At 56.6% G+C, this 15258-nt stretch carries 14 protein-coding genes; 8 read left to right on the plus strand and 6 right to left on the minus strand.

Translation table 11 applies throughout. From position 1 onward, the window contains the following. The first annotated feature begins 25 nt into the window (after positions 1-25). The 7 genes from CLV83_RS20715 (at position 26) to CLV83_RS20745 (ending at position 8947) form a co-directional block, all read left to right on the plus strand. Entirely contained in the window at positions 26-838 is an 813-nt protein-coding gene (locus CLV83_RS20715; RefSeq protein ID WP_132297296.1) for a tetratricopeptide repeat protein, read from the plus strand. 580 nt (positions 839-1418) lie between these two features. After that, entirely contained in the window at positions 1419-3341 is a 1923-nt protein-coding gene (locus tag CLV83_RS20720; protein ID WP_132297299.1) for a PrkA family serine protein kinase, read from the plus strand. A gap of 54 nt (positions 3342-3395) precedes the next feature. Continuing rightward, entirely contained in the window at positions 3396-4685 is a 1290-nt protein-coding gene (locus CLV83_RS20725; RefSeq protein ID WP_132297302.1) for a YeaH/YhbH family protein, read from the plus strand. Further along, complete coding sequence (locus tag CLV83_RS20730) at positions 4682-6208, plus strand: SpoVR family protein (RefSeq protein WP_132297305.1); 1527 nt, start codon at positions 4682-4684, stop codon at positions 6206-6208. The genes CLV83_RS20725 and CLV83_RS20730 overlap by 4 nt, the downstream gene beginning before the upstream one ends. Positions 6209-6268: 60 nt before the next feature. After that, entirely contained in the window at positions 6269-6634 is a 366-nt protein-coding gene (locus CLV83_RS20735) for a histidine triad nucleotide-binding protein (RefSeq protein ID WP_132297308.1), read from the plus strand. A gap of 126 nt (positions 6635-6760) precedes the next feature. Continuing rightward, entirely contained in the window at positions 6761-7756 is a 996-nt protein-coding gene (locus tag CLV83_RS20740; protein ID WP_279387541.1) for a bifunctional enoyl-CoA hydratase/phosphate acetyltransferase, read from the plus strand. Positions 7757-7759: 3 nt separating this feature from the next. Next, positions 7760-8947 (plus strand): acetate/propionate family kinase, encoded by a 1188-nt coding sequence (locus tag CLV83_RS20745; RefSeq protein ID WP_132297314.1) that lies wholly within the window; start codon positions 7760-7762, stop codon positions 8945-8947. A gap of 24 nt (positions 8948-8971) precedes the next feature. On the opposite strand, the gene CLV83_RS20750 is transcribed toward CLV83_RS20745, so the two are convergent. Next, positions 8972-9181 (minus strand): hypothetical protein, encoded by a 210-nt coding sequence (locus CLV83_RS20750; RefSeq protein WP_132297317.1) that lies wholly within the window; start codon positions 9179-9181, stop codon positions 8972-8974. Positions 9182-9213: 32 nt separating this feature from the next. Beyond that, a complete protein-coding gene (gene rlmB, locus CLV83_RS20755) occupies positions 9214-9960 on the minus strand; it encodes a 23S rRNA (guanosine(2251)-2'-O)-methyltransferase RlmB (RefSeq protein WP_132297320.1) in 747 nt (248 codons plus the stop codon). A 254-nt stretch (positions 9961-10214) separates the two neighbouring features. Here rlmB and CLV83_RS20760 point away from each other — a divergent pair, with 254 nt between their 5' ends. Next, positions 10215-10802 carry a hypothetical protein gene (locus CLV83_RS20760; RefSeq protein WP_207894977.1) on the plus strand — a complete coding sequence of 196 codons (588 nt, stop codon included), beginning with the start codon at positions 10215-10217 and terminating at the stop codon, positions 10800-10802. Positions 10803-10815: 13 nt separating this feature from the next. Here the strand turns inward: CLV83_RS20760 and CLV83_RS20765 are convergent, their stop codons facing one another. From CLV83_RS20765 to CLV83_RS20780, 4 genes are all read right to left on the minus strand, one after another. Then, a complete protein-coding gene (locus CLV83_RS20765; protein ID WP_132297323.1) occupies positions 10816-11148 on the minus strand; it encodes a YnfA family protein in 333 nt (110 codons plus the stop codon). Between the two features lie 92 nt (positions 11149-11240). Continuing rightward, positions 11241-11894, minus strand: a complete 654-nt coding sequence (gene adk, locus CLV83_RS20770) for an adenylate kinase (protein ID WP_132297326.1) — start codon at positions 11892-11894, stop codon at positions 11241-11243. Between the two features lie 259 nt (positions 11895-12153). Further along, a complete protein-coding gene (gene ppc, locus CLV83_RS20775; protein ID WP_132297329.1) occupies positions 12154-14763 on the minus strand; it encodes a phosphoenolpyruvate carboxylase in 2610 nt (869 codons plus the stop codon). Between the two features lie 107 nt (positions 14764-14870). Next, entirely contained in the window at positions 14871-15257 is a 387-nt protein-coding gene (locus CLV83_RS20780) for a hypothetical protein (RefSeq protein WP_132297332.1), read from the minus strand. Position 15258 lies beyond the last annotated feature (1 nt).

Here is a 15258-nt window from a genome sequence, read left to right on the forward strand (position 1 = left end):
ATCGGCACTCAAGGACTGAACGAAGATGAGACTGTCTTGCCCTTCTTCCCATCTCAAGCTCCATTTGAATACGCCCCGTTTCAACACCTTGCTCGGACTGACCGGCCTGGCTCTGCTGCTGACTGGCTGCGGGAGCATGCACGGGGAGCCAGAACAAGCGCAGACAGAACAGTATTGTCTGAGTGCCGGCAAGCATCAGACCTTCGACTGCGCCAGCGAGGATGGCAGTCTCTATACTGGCCCGCTGAGAATACGTGATCTGCCGATCGATGATGAAACCCTGTACGCTCGCCTTGAAGAAACCAAGCTCTGGCTAGCCAACCGCAAGGCTGAACTGACTGGTGAGGTGCTGCCGACCGAGGTTGAAGCGGAAGGTTTTATTCCCGATGCACCCCAAGCCCAGGCTCCCGCCAGCACACCTGAGGAGGCACTCGCCGCAGCGCTGGCACTGGCGCACCGTGGTGAATTCGATACCGCAATGACCCTGGCAGAGGAGTATCGCGCCCTCACCCAGGATGACCTTTCCGCCACCCTGGTGGAGTCACGCATTCTGTTTATCAAGGCGGATCTGGACCAGGCCCAGCAGCTGCTCGAAGAGAGTATCCAGCGCTACCCACAGATCCCGGAACTCTACAATAACCTCGCTGCCGTCCAGGCGGCCCAGGGCAGAACCGGTGCGGCGATCAGCACGCTGCAACAGGCCTTTGCCACGGACCCGAGCTTCGCCCGGATCCAGGCCAACTTGAAAAATCTCTACAGTGCCTCGGCACGTCATGCCATGCAGCCGGACCTTCCCGCGCCCCGACCAACACTGGATATGATCGAGCAGCTGCCCTAGATCTTAGCCGAGCTCACCAAATTAGCGCACAACAGAGTACGCCGCCCCATTTCGATCACGCACTGATCACTTTTTGTGCGCTTTTTTAGCTTCCCACGCGGGGACCGCCTCTGCATCGCCCACTCGGCTGTACGAATTCCGACAATCAGTTCGCCACCCGGACCCGCCTTACGCAGCATTATCATTTCCCGTTGAGTCAACCAGCGGATTCCGCGCTCGAAGCCGCGAATATCCTGTCCACCACGGCAGGATAATCCGATGCAACTTGCAGCCCGTAGATCAGTCTACTGAGTAAGCGTTAGCTGCAACTGGAGTGAGGCAAAACAGACCTGAATTCCGATAGCGGCACGTTTAATGCAATTTACTTCGTAAGCAGAGCCATACCGGCCTTTGCAGCCACTCTGACCATACACAGCCAAAACACGCCCTGGGGAGATTAAAAAAGAAGTCAGTACAAGCCCTTGCAGACCATAGCTTTGGACTACACTGAAACAGGAATGCGGCGTAATACGCTGTGACAACAACTTTGAAAACAAGTTGTTATGCGAAGAGTCAGCGTCCGAGTACAGGAAGGTGAGCAATGAGTATATTTGATCATTACAAAGCGCGTTATGAATCAATCCAGCAGGAAGAAATGAGCCTGCAGGAGTATCTCAACCTGTGCAAGGAGGACCCGATGGCTTACGCCAATGCGCCTGAGCGAATGCTCCAGGCGATCGGCGAACCGGAACTGATCGATACCTCTCTCGAGTCGAGAATGAGCCGCATTTTTTCCAACAAGGTCATCAAGCGCTACCCGGCATTTCACGAATTCTACGGTATGGAAGACGCCATCGAATCGATCGTCTCCTACTTCCGTCACGCCGCTCAGGGTCTCGAAGAGAAGAAACAGATCCTTTACCTGCTCGGCCCGGTGGGCGGTGGTAAGTCCTCACTCGCCGAGCGCCTCAAGGCGCTGATGCAGCATATCCCCTTCTACGCCATCAAGGGCTCACCGGTCTTCGAATCTCCACTGGGGCTGTTTAACCCGCGCGAAGATGCACAGATTCTTGAAGAGGAATATGGCATAGCGCCGCGTTACCTGCGCGGCATCATGTCACCCTGGGCTGCCAAGCGCCTGCAGGAGTATGGCGGCGACATCACCAAGTTCAGGGTCGTCAAACTCTTCCCCTCAATCCTCAACCAGATCGCTATCGCCAAAACAGAGCCGGGCGATGAGAACAACCAGGATATCTCCAGCCTGGTCGGTAAGGTTGATATCCGTAAGCTCGAGGAATATCCCCAGCACGACCCGGATGCCTATAGTTTCTCCGGCGCACTCTGCCGCGCCAACCAGGGCCTGATGGAGTTTGTGGAGATGTTCAAGGCGCCAATCAAGGTGCTGCACCCGCTGCTCACGGCCACCCAGGAGGGCAACTACAACAGTACCGAAGGGATGGGGGCCATTCCCTATGACGGTATCCTGCTGGCTCACTCTAACGAGTCCGAGTGGCAGACCTTCAAGAACAACAAAACCAACGAAGCTTTCATCGACCGCGTCTACATCGTCAAGGTGCCTTACTGCACCCGGGTGACTGAAGAGATTCATATCTACGAGAAGTTGCTGGAAAACAGTTCCCTGAACCAGGCACCCTGCGCACCTGACACTTTGAATATGCTGGGCCAGTTCTCGGTGCTATCGCGAATGAAAGTACCGGAAAACTCCAGCATCTACTCAAAAATGCGGGTTTATGACGGCGAAAACCTGAAAGATACCGATCCGAAAGCCAAGTCTATGCAGGAGTACAAGGACTCCGCTGGCGTCGACGAAGGGATGGAAGGTCTATCGACCCGCTTTGCGTTCAAGATACTGTCCAAGGTGTTCAACTTCGACCCGGCGGAGGTTGCCGCCAACCCGGTTCACCTGCTCTATGTTCTCGAGCGCGAGATCAGTGCACAACAGTTCCCGCCGGAGGTGCAGGAGCGCTATCTGGGTTATCTGAAAGAGTACATTGCGCCGAAGTATATCGACTTCCTCGGCAAGGAGATCCAGACCGCGTATCTGGAATCCTACTCCGAGTACGGTCAGAACATCTTCGACCGCTACGTAACCTATGCCGACTTCTGGATTCAGGACCAGGAGTACCGCGACCCCGAAACCGGCGATATCCTCGACCGCCAGTCGATCAACGAGGAGCTCGAGAAGATCGAGAAGCCGGCCGGTATCAGTAACCCGAAAGACTTCCGTCACGAGATCGTCAACTTCGTACTGCGCGCCCGCGCCAGCAACATGGGCAAGAACCCGGCCTGGAACAGCTACGAGAAGATGCGCACCGTGATCGAGAAGAAGATGTTCGCCAACACCGAGGACCTGCTGCCGGTGATCTCCTTCAATCCGAAGGCATCTTCCGACGAGCAGAAAAAGCATGGCGAGTTCGTCAAGCGGATGATCGAGCGCGGCTACACCGAGAAGCAGGTCCGCCTGCTGTCGGAGTGGTATATCCGCGTACGTAAATCCCAGTAAGCAGCCATATCGGAGGGCGGCACAGGCGGCCCTCCGACCACGGGAGTCTTCGGTATGAGCTATATCATCGATCGCCGACTCAACTCGAAGAAAAAGAGCACGGTTAACCGCCAGCGCTTTCTTCGTCGCTATAAGCAGCACATCAAGCGTGCCGTTGAAGAGGCTATCCATGACCGCTCGATCTCGGATATCGAGCGTGGCGGTGAGGTTACCATTCCCCGCCGCGACATCTCCGAGCCTGTTTTCCATCATGGCCAGGGCGGTCAGAACACCCGCATCTATCCCGGTAACAAGGAGTTTGTCACCGGAGATGAATTCCAGCGTCCCGAAAGCGGCGGCGGTGGCGGTTCAGGACAGGGCAAAGCCAGCAATCAGGGCGAAGGCGAAGATAACTTCACCTTTTCAATCAGCCAGGAGGAGTTTCTCGACTTCATGTTCGAGGACCTGGAGCTGCCCTACCTGGTGCGTAAGCAGCTCAAAGATGCCACAGCCTTTGAGACCCGGCGCGCGGGTTACAGCACCAGCGGCTCGCCGGACAAACTGCATATTGTGCGTTCCCTTCGTGCCGCCCACGCACGGCGTATCGCTTTGGGCGGCGGCGATCGTAAGGAGATACGGGCACTACGCAAGGAGCTCTGGGCACTGGAGGCGATGCAGCCTGCCGATGACGCCGCCCAAGAACAGATGCAGGCGCTGCGCGACCAGATCGCGGAGCTGGACAAGAAAGCCCGCAGATTACCGTTCATCGACGATTTTGACCTGCGTTACAACAACCTGGTCAAGGTTCCGGTCCCCTCCAGCAAGGCGGTAATGTTCTGCGTTATGGATGTATCCGGCTCGATGACCCAGTCAATCAAGGATATCGCCAAACGCTTTTTCATCCTGCTGTATCTGTTCCTGCAGCGGAACTACAAGCAGATAGAGCTGGTCTTTGTACGCCACCACACCCATGCGAAAGAGGTGGACGAACAGGAGTTCTTCTACTCCCGCGAAACCGGCGGCACCATCGTATCCAGCGCGCTGCAGATGACTGCAGACATCATCGACAAACGCTACTCACCGGCGGACTGGAACATCTACGTTGCTCAGGCTTCTGACGGCGACAACTGGGATGGAGATTCCGCCACCTGCTCCGACCTGCTGATGAAACGCATTTTGAAAAAAGTGCAGTACTTCGCCTATGTGGAGATCACCACCGGTCCGCACCAGAACCTCTGGTACGAGTACGAGCAGGTGCACGAGGCGTTTCCGGATGAGTTCGCCATGCAGCACATTACCGATGCGGGCGAGATCTATCCGGTATTCCGCAAGCTGTTTGAAAAGCGCACGGAGGGTGCCGCATGAGTGCAGTAAAAGAGCGCACACCGATCTCCACCGGCTCTGAGTGGACCTTCGACCTGATCGAGGAGTACGACCGTGAGATCGCCCGGGTGGCAAAAAACTTTGGCCTCGACACCTATCCCAACCAGATAGAGGTGATCACCTCCGAGCAGATGATGGACGCCTATGCTTCCATCGGCATGCCTCTGAACTATAACCACTGGTCATTCGGCAAACAGTTCGTCGAGACAGAGCAGAACTACAAACGCGGCCGTATGGGTCTGGCCTACGAGATCGTGATCAATTCCGATCCCTGTATCGCCTACCTGATGGAGGAAAACACCATCACCATGCAGGCGCTGGTTATCGCCCATGCCTGCTACGGCCATAACTCCTTCTTCAAGGGTAACTACCTGTTCCGCACCTGGACCGACGCCACCGCGATCATCGACTACCTGCTGTTTGCCAAGCACTACATCAGCCAGTGTGAGGAGCGTTACGGTACCGATGAAGTGGAGAAGATTCTCGACTCCTGCCACGCGCTGATGAACTATGGCGTCAACCGTTATAAGCGCCCCCGCCCTCTCACCGCGACGGAAGAGAAAGAGCGCCAGATGGCCAGGGAAGAGTATATCCAGCGCCACCTGAACGACCTCTGGAATACCATTCCGAAGAAGGAAGCCAGCGGCGAGGAGCAGGTGATTCACTACCCCAAGGATCCGGAAGAAAATCTACTCTACTTCATCGAGAAGAATGCGCCGTTACTGGAGCCCTGGCAGCGGGAGATTATCCGCATCGTGCGCAAAATCTCGCAATATTTCTACCCGCAGAAGCAGACCCAGGTGATGAACGAAGGCTGGGCCACGTTCTGGCATTACACCATTCTGCATCAGCTGTACGATGAAGGGCTGGTCACCGACGGCTTTATGATGGAGTTTCTCCACTCCCATTCCAGCGTGGTTTATCAACCCGCCTTTGACAGCCCCTACTTCAACGGTATCAACCCTTATACGCTGGGCTACAACATGATGACCGATATTCGGCGCATCTGTGAAAACCCCACCGATGAGGATCGTCAGTGGTTCCCGGATATTGCCGGTAAAGACTGGATCGAAACACTCGATTACGCCATGCGCAACTACAAGGATGAGAGCTTTATTCTTCAGTTCCTGTCGCCGCGGCTGATGCGGGAGCTGCATCTGTTTGCCATCCTCGACGATGCCGAACGGCCGACCCTGCGCGTGGACGCGATCCACAATGAGGAGGGCTACCAGAAACTGCGTGAGCAGCTTGCCGCGCAGTACAACCTGGGCAACCGGGAGCCAAACATCCAGGTTTATAACGTGGATGTGCGCGGTGACCGCAGCCTGACACTGCGCCACTACATGTACAACAATCAGCCACTCGGTGATTCCACCGACGAAGTACTCAAACATGTACACAGGCTTTGGGGCTTCGAGGTCAAACTCGAATCGGTGACTCCCAGCAACGAAGTGGCCAAGACCTTTCACTGCCCACCCAAACCCTTGTCGATGGACCTGGCTTGAGCCGGTCCCTCGGCGCTCGTTATACTGGTCGCTTTAAATCTTCACTCTCGAGGGAGACCGATGGACTGTCTGTTTTGCAAAATCGTCGAAGGCGAGATTCCCGCCGATGTTCTCTACCAGGATGAGAAGGTCATTGTTTTCCGTGACATTAACCCTCAGGCGCCTTTTCATGCCCTTGTGATCCCACGCCAGCATATCCCCACCCTGAACGACATCGCGGATGAAGACTGCGAACTGGTGGGCTATATGCTCAAAATCGCAGGTGATGTGGCCGAAGAGCATGGTTTCGCCGAAGACGGTTACCGCACCGTGTTCAACTGCAACACCCACGGTGGCCAGACCGTTTACCATATCCATCTGCACCTGCTCGGTGGCAAACCCATGGGCTGGCCTCCCTACCAGGAAACTCTGAAAACGCCCGTCTAGCCTTACCGTCTTATACAGGCCTGGGGGGCAGTTCTGCCCCCGCTCGTCCCTTTCTTTGTAGCCAGATCAAGATAAAAGCTGCGCCGTGTATATATATTTTGCTGCGCCGCATCATTTTTCAGTAGTATCGAAGTTGTAGTATCTGAACCTCAACCAAGGACTTGGAGAAGATACATGGCAACGATCGAGACAGGTCAGCCGCCAGCCCATAATCAGCTGGAATACTTTATCGAACAGGCGCGGCGCGCACGTCCCATCAAAACCGCCGTTGTTCATCCCGTTGATCACAACAGTCTACTCGGGGCCATCGAAGCTGCGGAACAAGGCCTGATAGACCCGCTTTTGGTTGGCCCGGCAAACAAGATCCAGGCAGCCGCCGACACTGAGGGCCTGGATATCTCCGGTTATGAGATCGTAGCTACCGAACACAGCCATATGGCCGCCGAGCGCGCCTGTGAGCTGGTCCGCATGGGCCAGGCTGAAACGCTGATGAAAGGCAGCCTGGGCACCTCGGAGCTACTGGCCGCCGTGGTTCACAAGACCCGCGGGGTACGCACCGACCGCCGCCTGAGCCATGTTTTCGTCTTTGACGTGCCGAACTACCACAAGCCCCTGGTCATCACCGATGCCGCCATCAATATCGAGCCGGACCTGATGGTCAAACGCGATATTGTTCAGAGCGCCATCGAGTTCTGCCAGTCACTGGGTAATCCGCAACCCAAGGTCGCTATCCTCGCGGCGGTGGAAAAGGTTAAACCCAACATGCAGAGCACCATCGATGCCGCTGCGCTGTGCAAAATGGCCGACCGTGGCCAGATCAAGGGCGGAATCATCGACGGCCCGCTGGCGTTCGATAACGCTATCTCGCGTCAGGCGGCCATCGACAAACATATCGACTCCCCGGTCTCTGGCGACACCGATATCCTGCTGGCCCCGGATCTGGAATCCGCCAATATGATCGCCAAACAGCTGATCTATCTGGCTAATGCGAAGTCCGCCGGTATCGCCGTCGGTGCAAGGGTGCCTATCATTCTGACGAGCCGCGCCGAAGGCACCCTGGGGCGCCTCGCCTCCTGTGCACTGGCTTCCTATATGGTTCTGCATCCGGCAAAAGGGAACTAAAGCATGGATACCATACTAACGGTCAACGGCGGTTCCTCGAGCCTGAAATGCGGTCTTTACACCTTGAAGCCCGATGGACTTCACTGCCTCTACCACCTGAAAGCCGGTAACCTGCAGGGAGACCCGGTGCGCTTCGATATCCTCGATGAAGAAGACAAGCTGCTCGATCACGAGGAGCTGCACTGGAACCATATAGACTTCGAACAGCGCCACCAGGCTGCGCTGGAACATATCCTCGATTGGCTCAAGGAACATCTGAGCGACGTCAAACTGATCGCCACCGGCCACCGTATCGTCCACGGCGGTGACAAGTTCAGCCACCCCATCCAGATAGGCGATACCGAACTGGACCAGTTGCGCCGCTATATCCCGCTGGCACCGCTGCACCAGCCCTACAACCTGCGCTTGCTGGAGGCCTGCGGCACCCTGGCTGCAGACATCCCTCGTATCGGCTGTTTCGACACCATGTTCCACAGCCAGCAGCCGCACCTCGAAAAGATCTACGCGATCCCCAAGGAGCTGACCGACAGCGGCGTGCATAAGTACGGCTTTCACGGGCTCTCCTACGATTACATCCAGCATCAGCTCGAAGCGCTCGGCTGCGGAGATAAGAAAACCGTGGTCTGTCACCTGGGAGCCGGCGCCAGCATGTGCGCGATCCGCGACGGCCAGTCGATCGCCAGCTCCATGGGTTTTACCGCTGTGGACGGCCTGCCGATGGGCAGCCGCTGCGGCAATATCGACCCTGGCGTTATTCTCTATCTGATGCGCGAGAAGCAGATGGACGTCGATGCCATCGAAGCAATGATCTACAAACAGAGTGGCTGGCTGGGTGTTTCCGGGATCAGCTCAGATATGATCACCCTGCACCGCGCCAACGATCCGGCCGCTGAACAGGCTATCGATCTTTTCGCCTACCGTATCGCCCTGGAGCTTGGCCGGCTTACCGCCGCGCTGGAAGGTCTGGATCAGCTGGTGTTTACCGGAGGTGTCGGGGAAAACGATGCAGATCTGCGCGCCCGTGTGGTCGCTCGCTGTGCCTGGTTGGGAATCAGTATCGATGCAGGACCAAACACCGAGAACGCCCGCCGTATCGATTCGGTGTCATCGAAGATTCAGGTCCGGGTAATACCAACCAATGAAGAGGCGATGATCGCCCAACGGGTCGCCGAAGTGCTGCAACTGACTTGAGATAGCCAGGCAGGTAAGTCCATCCTAACCGGGCTGCACCGGCAGCCCCATTACGTTGAAGCTCCAGGCCTCGTGCCCATCACCCGGCGAGGTGGCAAAGGCACCGCAGTAGCGGCAGCGAAACATCTGTCGCTCACCTAGCTCTAACATGGGCCGCAGCCCCGCATGGGGAGGCGCCTCTCCCTGGCTCTCGTTGAGTTCAACACAGGTGCTACACAGATGGTCGGTTGGCATGTTCAGACGTCCCTGTCTTTCTTTTTCCGGCTTTAGCCGGGGGTTAACGCCCGCTGGCGAACAATTTCAAACAGACAAACCCCGGTCGCCACCGAAACGTTCAAGCTGCTTACTTCTCCAGCCATGGGAATTCGTACTAGTTGGTCACAGTGTTCCCGCGTCAACCGGCGCATGCCCTTACCCTCGGCACCCATTACCAGTGCGCGCGGGCCGGAAAGATCGGCTGCGAAAATATCCTCACTCGCTTCGCCCGCAGTGCCGGTTATCCAGATTCCGTACTGCTGCAAAAGCTGAAGTGTGCGCGCCAGGTTAGTGACCTGAATATAGGGCACCGCCTCGGCAGCGCCACAGGCAACCTTAACCGCGGTGGCATTCAACGGTGCCGACTTATCCTTAGGCGCAATCACAGCCTGAGCACCGGCAGCATCGGCCGTACGCAGGCAGGCGCCCAGGTTATGTGGATCGGTAACACCATCCAACACCAGCAACAGCGCCTGCTCCGGCAACGCTTCCAGCAGCGCCTCCAGATCCTTCTCGCTGCCCGCTTTTAACGCCGTGGTTTCGGCCACTACGCCCTGGTGAACACCCTGCGCCAACTCATCGAGCTTGGCCTTGGGCACCGCTTTTACGGCAATGCCGTTACGCTCAGCCAGATCCAGCAGAGTCTGCAGACGCTTATCATGACGACCCTGAAGCACGAGCAAACGCCGGACGCGGGCAGGTTCACGATTGAGCAGTGTAGAGACCGCGTGGATGCCGAAGGTGATATCCGCTTTCATGAACACTCCATGACGATGTTCTGGGCCGTTAGAAAGCCGCACATTATGGACAAAATGTGTGCTAAAGCCCAGCCGGATTACAGCCAGTCTCGACCTATTTAACCCTAATTAAAATAGGCCTTTTGGTTAACGCTCAAACTCCACCCCGGCACTCAAAACAGAAAATCTTTATGCCCTATGGGCCACGCCTATGCCTCGCTTCGGGCAAGCGTTAGGTTATAGTTCAGCTTAGTCTTATTTGCACAGAGAGATTGATGATTCGCTCTTTTCTACTGCTTATCCTATTGCTGATCGCCGCATACTTTTTCTTCCCGAACTTCGGAGAGAAGCAGCCGGACGGTGTGCTCATCGACACTGCACCGCGACAGCTGCCGGTCAGCTTAGACAAACGTTTTCAACACAAGGGCTACACGCTCGAGGCCTTGGCGGGTTTTGAACTCGAAGCCCGGGTACTGGGGCTTGAAAGCTACCGGCTCGACCGGGAATCAGACCTGGCCAAATACGATCTTGCGCTGGGCTGGCAGCGTATGTCAGATAACCGTGTACTGGAAAAAATCGATATTACTCAATCCGGGCGCTGGTATCGCTGGAAAACAGAACAGTTCCCCATTCCGAGACGGGAGATCGAGCGATCCAGCGCCAATATGCACATGGTGCCCGCCAATGACTGGATCGAAAAACAGATCGGAAAACTGGGCCCCGGCGATCTGGTGCGCATCAGGGGTTACCTGATCAAGGCTGAAAGTGCGGATGGCTGGCACTGGAAAAGCTCGCTGACCCGTGAGGATACGGGCAACGGTGCCTGTGAACTGGTCTATGTGGAGTCTTTTGAGCGGCTCTGATTGACCCGCTCGGTTACCCTGCCCGGGGCGCAAACATTATGATAGCCATACCCAGAAGCGCGACGCCCGAGCCGACAAGATCCCAGACGGTTGGCCTTACACCGTCAACACTCCAGAGCCAGAATATCGCCATACAGATATAGACACCGCCATAGGCCGCATAAACTCGCCCCGCCGCCGTCGGATGCAGCGACAGCAGCCAGGCAAACAGGGCCAGACTCAGGGCCGCCGGCAACAGCAACCAGGCCGATTTTCCCTCCCGCAGCCAGAGGTAAGGCAGGTAGCAGCCCAGAATTTCGGCCAGAGCCGTTAACATAAACAGCGCGACGGTTTTTAACTCAGCCAAATCTATCCCCTGGGGTTAGCGCTAACTCCGGTGCATAGCGCAAAACGAAGAAGGCCGCTCGTAAGCGGCCTTCTGTTCATGAAAGTTTCGGCTTAAGCCAGGCCTTCAAAGACCTTGTCACGAATATCATCAACGCTACCGACACCGGCTACATAAACGTATTTAGGTGCAGTGGCGGCATCTTCTTCGTTCCAGCCACGGTAGTAGCTGATCAGCGGCTCGGTCTGCTCGTGGTAGACCTTAAGGCGCTGACGTACAGTGTCTTCCTGATCATCTTCACGCTGCACCAGCTCTTCGCCGGTTTCGTCGTCTTTGCCTTCTTCCTTGGGCGGGTTAAAGACAACATGGTAGGTGCGACCTGAACCCGGGTGCACACGACGGCCGCTCATACGCTTGATGATCTCTTCGTCGGCGACGTCGATCTCAACAACCGCATCGATGGTTACGCCGGCGTCTTTCAGCGCATCAGCCTGAGGGATGGTGCGCGGGAAGCCGTCGAACAGAAAACCGTTGGCGCAATCCGCCTCGGCAATACGCTCCTTGACCAGACCGATGATGATGTCGTCAGAAACAAGACCGCCTTCATCCATCACTTTTTTGGCCTGAAGTCCCAGGGGAGTACCCGCTTTAACGGCAGCGCGCAGCATGTCACCGGTCGAAATCTGCGGAATGCCGAATTTCTCGGTGATGAACTGGGCCTGAGTCCCCTTTCCGGCACCCGGAGCGCCGAGAAGAATAATACGCATGGAAGAGAATCTCCTGATTATTTTACGGTAAATCTTTAGCCCGCCGGCGAGGGGCTGAAACCGCTGGATTCAGCCATCCCCACCGACGAACTTGAAAACCTGTTATCGTCCGACCTTAGCCCGTCGATCTCTATGGCTACAATTCGACGTTAGCACTAACAAACCCGGAAAATGGCGAGAGGAACACTTTCCAAACGGCCGGTTCGATTTCGAACGAAGCAGAGTACGCCATCTGACAGTCTCTATTCAACCGCAGCGCTTAACCGGTGTTGCGCATACCTGCAGAAATACCCGCCATGGTCACCATCAAAGCCTGCTCAAGACGCTTGTCAGGCTGGGTTCTATCGCGGTAGAGCAGCTCTGCCTGCAAAAAATGCAGCGGATCGATATAGGGGTTGCGCACATCGATGGACTGGCTGATCACCGGGTTGTGCTCAAGCAGCTCACTCACCTCTTTCACCTGTTTTACCTGCTCCACGGCCGTCTGCAAGCGGTGTCTTAGCGAACTACCCAGGGTAGATAACTCATCCGATACCAAGCGGTGCTCATAGTAGGCCGAAATATGGATATCGCTTTTCGCCAGTACCATCTCCAGCATGTCGATGTAGCTGCGAAAGAAGGGCCAGTTGCAGTACATATGCTGCAAGGCAGAAAGATCGCCGCGCGCGATGGCACTGCTCAGAGCCTTATCTGACCCCAGCCAGGCAGGCAGCATCAAACGGATCTGCGTCCAGGCGAAAATCCAGGGTATTGCACGCAGCGACTCAACACCACCATCAGCCTTACGCTTGGCCGGACGCGATCCCAGCGGTAGTTTCGCCAGCTCCTGCTCCGGCGTCGCGGCACGAAAATAGGGAACAAACTGGGGGTCCTCGCGCACGATGGCACGGTAGGACTCCAATCCGGATGCTGCCAGCCGATCCATCTCCGCGCGCCATTCGTCGTTAGGCGCCGGTGCCGGCGCCAGAGTAGCCTTCAGCACTGCACCGGTATAAAGCTCCAAGTTGCGCATGGCCAACTCAGGAATCCCGAACTTGAAGCGAATCATTTCCCCCTGCTCGGTCACTCGCAGGCTACCGGCAACCGAACCCGGCGGCTGAGCCAGAATCGCTGTATGACTCGGGCCGCCACCACGCCCCACGGTACCGCCACGGCCATGGAAGAGTGTCAGTTTGATCCCGTGCTCAGCGCACAGCCCCGTCAACGCCTCCTGCGCACGATATTGCCCCCAGGCGGCTGCCAGTTGGCCAGCATCCTTGGAGGAATCGGAGTAACCGATCATTACCTCCTGGTGGCCCGAGGCATAGCTGCGATACCAATCGATCTCGAACAGTGCCTTGATACAGTCACGGGCGTTGTCCAGGTCATCCAGGGTTTCAAACAGCGGTACAACGCGTATTTTGTGGCCGATGCCCTGCTCCTGTAGCAGCAGGATTACCGACAGCACATCGGATGGCTGACTGGCCATGGAAATCACATAAGAGCCCAACGCCTTCGGATCCGCTTCTGCCACCACCTTGCAGGTATCGAGCACCTCCTGCACATTGGCGCTGGGTGCCCAGCTGCGCGGCAGCAGAGGACGACGGGAGGACAATTCACGCAGCAGGTAAGCCTGCTTGTCCGCTTCACTCCACTGACTGTAACGTCCCAGGCCGTAGAAACCGGTCAACTCATCAAACACCTCGGCATGTCGATCGGCATTCTGTCGGATATCCAGCCGCGCCAGGGTAAGCCCAAAGCAGGCCACACGCCGGATCAGGTCTTCAAGCTTGCCTGCGGCGATGCTTTCCATACCACTCTCTATCAGGGAGCGGTGGCAAAGCATCAACGGCGCCAGCAGCTGATCCGGTGTTGTGATCGGCAGCGGGCCTTCTGGCTGGTGTCCGTCCAACTGCGACTCTATCCCTTCGCGGGTGATCAGCAGGTCGTGTTTCAGTGAACCCAGCAGAGTTCGATAGGGCTCATCTTCCGGGCCGGTTACCGACAACAACTCTTTGCTGGCCCGGTACATGGAAAGCTCGGAACGCAGCTCATCGACTGCGCCGATATAGAGATCCAGCGCGACCCAGCGCGCCAGCAACAGCACCTCGCGGGTCACATCCGCCGTTACGTTGGGATTGCCATCGCGATCACCGCCCATCCAGGACGAAAAGCGTACCGGGCAGCAATCCAGCGGTAGCTTGCGCCCCAGCGAGCTTTCCACTTCGGCACTGAGCTGACGCAGAAAGCGCGGCACTGCACTCCAGAGAGAGTTTTCAAGCACCGCAAAGCCCCAGCGGGCTTCATCCACCGGTGTCGGACGCTGCTTGCGGATCTCATCGGTGTGCCAGATCTGGCTGATCAGTTCATCAACTCGCGTCTGACAGGTTTCACCGCGGTCCAGCTTTTTCAGGCACTCGGTAATGCCGTCATATTTCTGGATCAGTGTACGGCGATTAACCTCGGTGGGGTGTGCGGTAAGAACAAGATCGATATTGAGATCACAGAGGGTCTGACTCAGCTCATCGCCACTGAAACCTTTCTCTTTCAAGCTGGAGAGCAACACTCTGAGCGTATCCGGCATCTCCTGAGCGGTAGCGTTATCGAGACGGCGACGGACGCGGTGATGTTCTTCGGCGATATTCGCCAGATTAAGAAACTGGGTAAAGGCGCGAGCTACGGGAAGCACTTCATCTTCATGCAGTTCACCCAGCGCTTCCAGCAATTGCTGATGCTCGGGCTCATCCTCTACTCGACCAGCCTTGGCCAGCTTACGGATATGCTCTACCCGGGCGAGGAAATCGGGTCCAAGATCGCTGGAGATGGTGCGCCCCAGACTCTCTCCCAACATACGGACATCATCACGCAGGTCTTCGTGCAGATCGCTCATGTCTGGCTCCCTCAGGACGGAATTGCTTTCATCCTACCCCAATGGAGGGTGCTGCCAACCCCCTTACCGAGAGAAAGAGCGAGAGAAATACCAACGGGAAAGACGTCTCATCGCCCCTCAAGCAGCGGCAGAAACCGCTCCAGTGCGGCCTGCGCGTCCCATTCTGAACTGAAGCTGACTCTGCGCTGGCGTTGCTGGGTAAACGAAAGTTCTATGCGATAGTGGTAGCGGGCGCGGTCTTCATGCTCATCGTAGCCAATCTCCGCGTTTTGAAGCTCACTGAAGGAAAAACGTTCGGCCCCATCCGGCGCAATCAGCGCCAGCTCCCTGCGGCCGGTGTCGAGCACCAGTTCAGGACTACCGCCAATACTTTCGCTGATTTCAAAACCCGATTGCAGCAACGAAGACTTTTCCGCGCTGCCGCGTTGGTAGTTCCAGAGTCCGAGTGCGGCCAGGATAAGGATACCTACGCCAACGAGATGGAGTTTGGACACC

The sequence above is a fragment of the Marinobacterium mangrovicola genome (assembly GCF_004339595.1).
GTDB classification, from domain to species: Bacteria; Pseudomonadota; Gammaproteobacteria; order Pseudomonadales; family Balneatricaceae; genus Marinobacterium_D; species Marinobacterium_D mangrovicola.

Bases quoted from the DNA above. Each gene is read 5' to 3' on its own strand.
- CLV83_RS20715 (WP_132297296.1), top strand. From the start codon at position 26: ATGAGACTGTCTTGCCCTTCTTCCCATCTCAAGCTCCATTTGAATACG.
- CLV83_RS20720 (WP_132297299.1), top strand. From the start codon at position 1,419: ATGAGTATATTTGATCATTACAAAGCGCGTTATGAATCAATCCAGCAG.
- CLV83_RS20725 (WP_132297302.1), top strand. From the start codon at position 3,396: ATGAGCTATATCATCGATCGCCGACTCAACTCGAAGAAAAAGAGCACG.
- CLV83_RS20730 (WP_132297305.1), top strand. From the start codon at position 4,682: ATGAGTGCAGTAAAAGAGCGCACACCGATCTCCACCGGCTCTGAGTGG.
- CLV83_RS20735 (WP_132297308.1), top strand. From the start codon at position 6,269: ATGGACTGTCTGTTTTGCAAAATCGTCGAAGGCGAGATTCCCGCCGAT.
- CLV83_RS20745 (WP_132297314.1), top strand. From the start codon at position 7,760: ATGGATACCATACTAACGGTCAACGGCGGTTCCTCGAGCCTGAAATGC.
- CLV83_RS20750 (WP_132297317.1), bottom strand. From the start codon at position 9,181: ATGCCAACCGACCATCTGTGTAGCACCTGTGTTGAACTCAACGAGAGC.
- rlmB (WP_132297320.1), bottom strand. From the start codon at position 9,960: ATGAAAGCGGATATCACCTTCGGCATCCACGCGGTCTCTACACTGCTC.
- CLV83_RS20760 (WP_207894977.1), top strand. From the start codon at position 10,215: ATGATTCGCTCTTTTCTACTGCTTATCCTATTGCTGATCGCCGCATAC.
- adk (WP_132297326.1), bottom strand. From the start codon at position 11,894: ATGCGTATTATTCTTCTCGGCGCTCCGGGTGCCGGAAAGGGGACTCAG.
- ppc (WP_132297329.1), bottom strand. From the start codon at position 14,763: ATGAGCGATCTGCACGAAGACCTGCGTGATGATGTCCGTATGTTGGGA.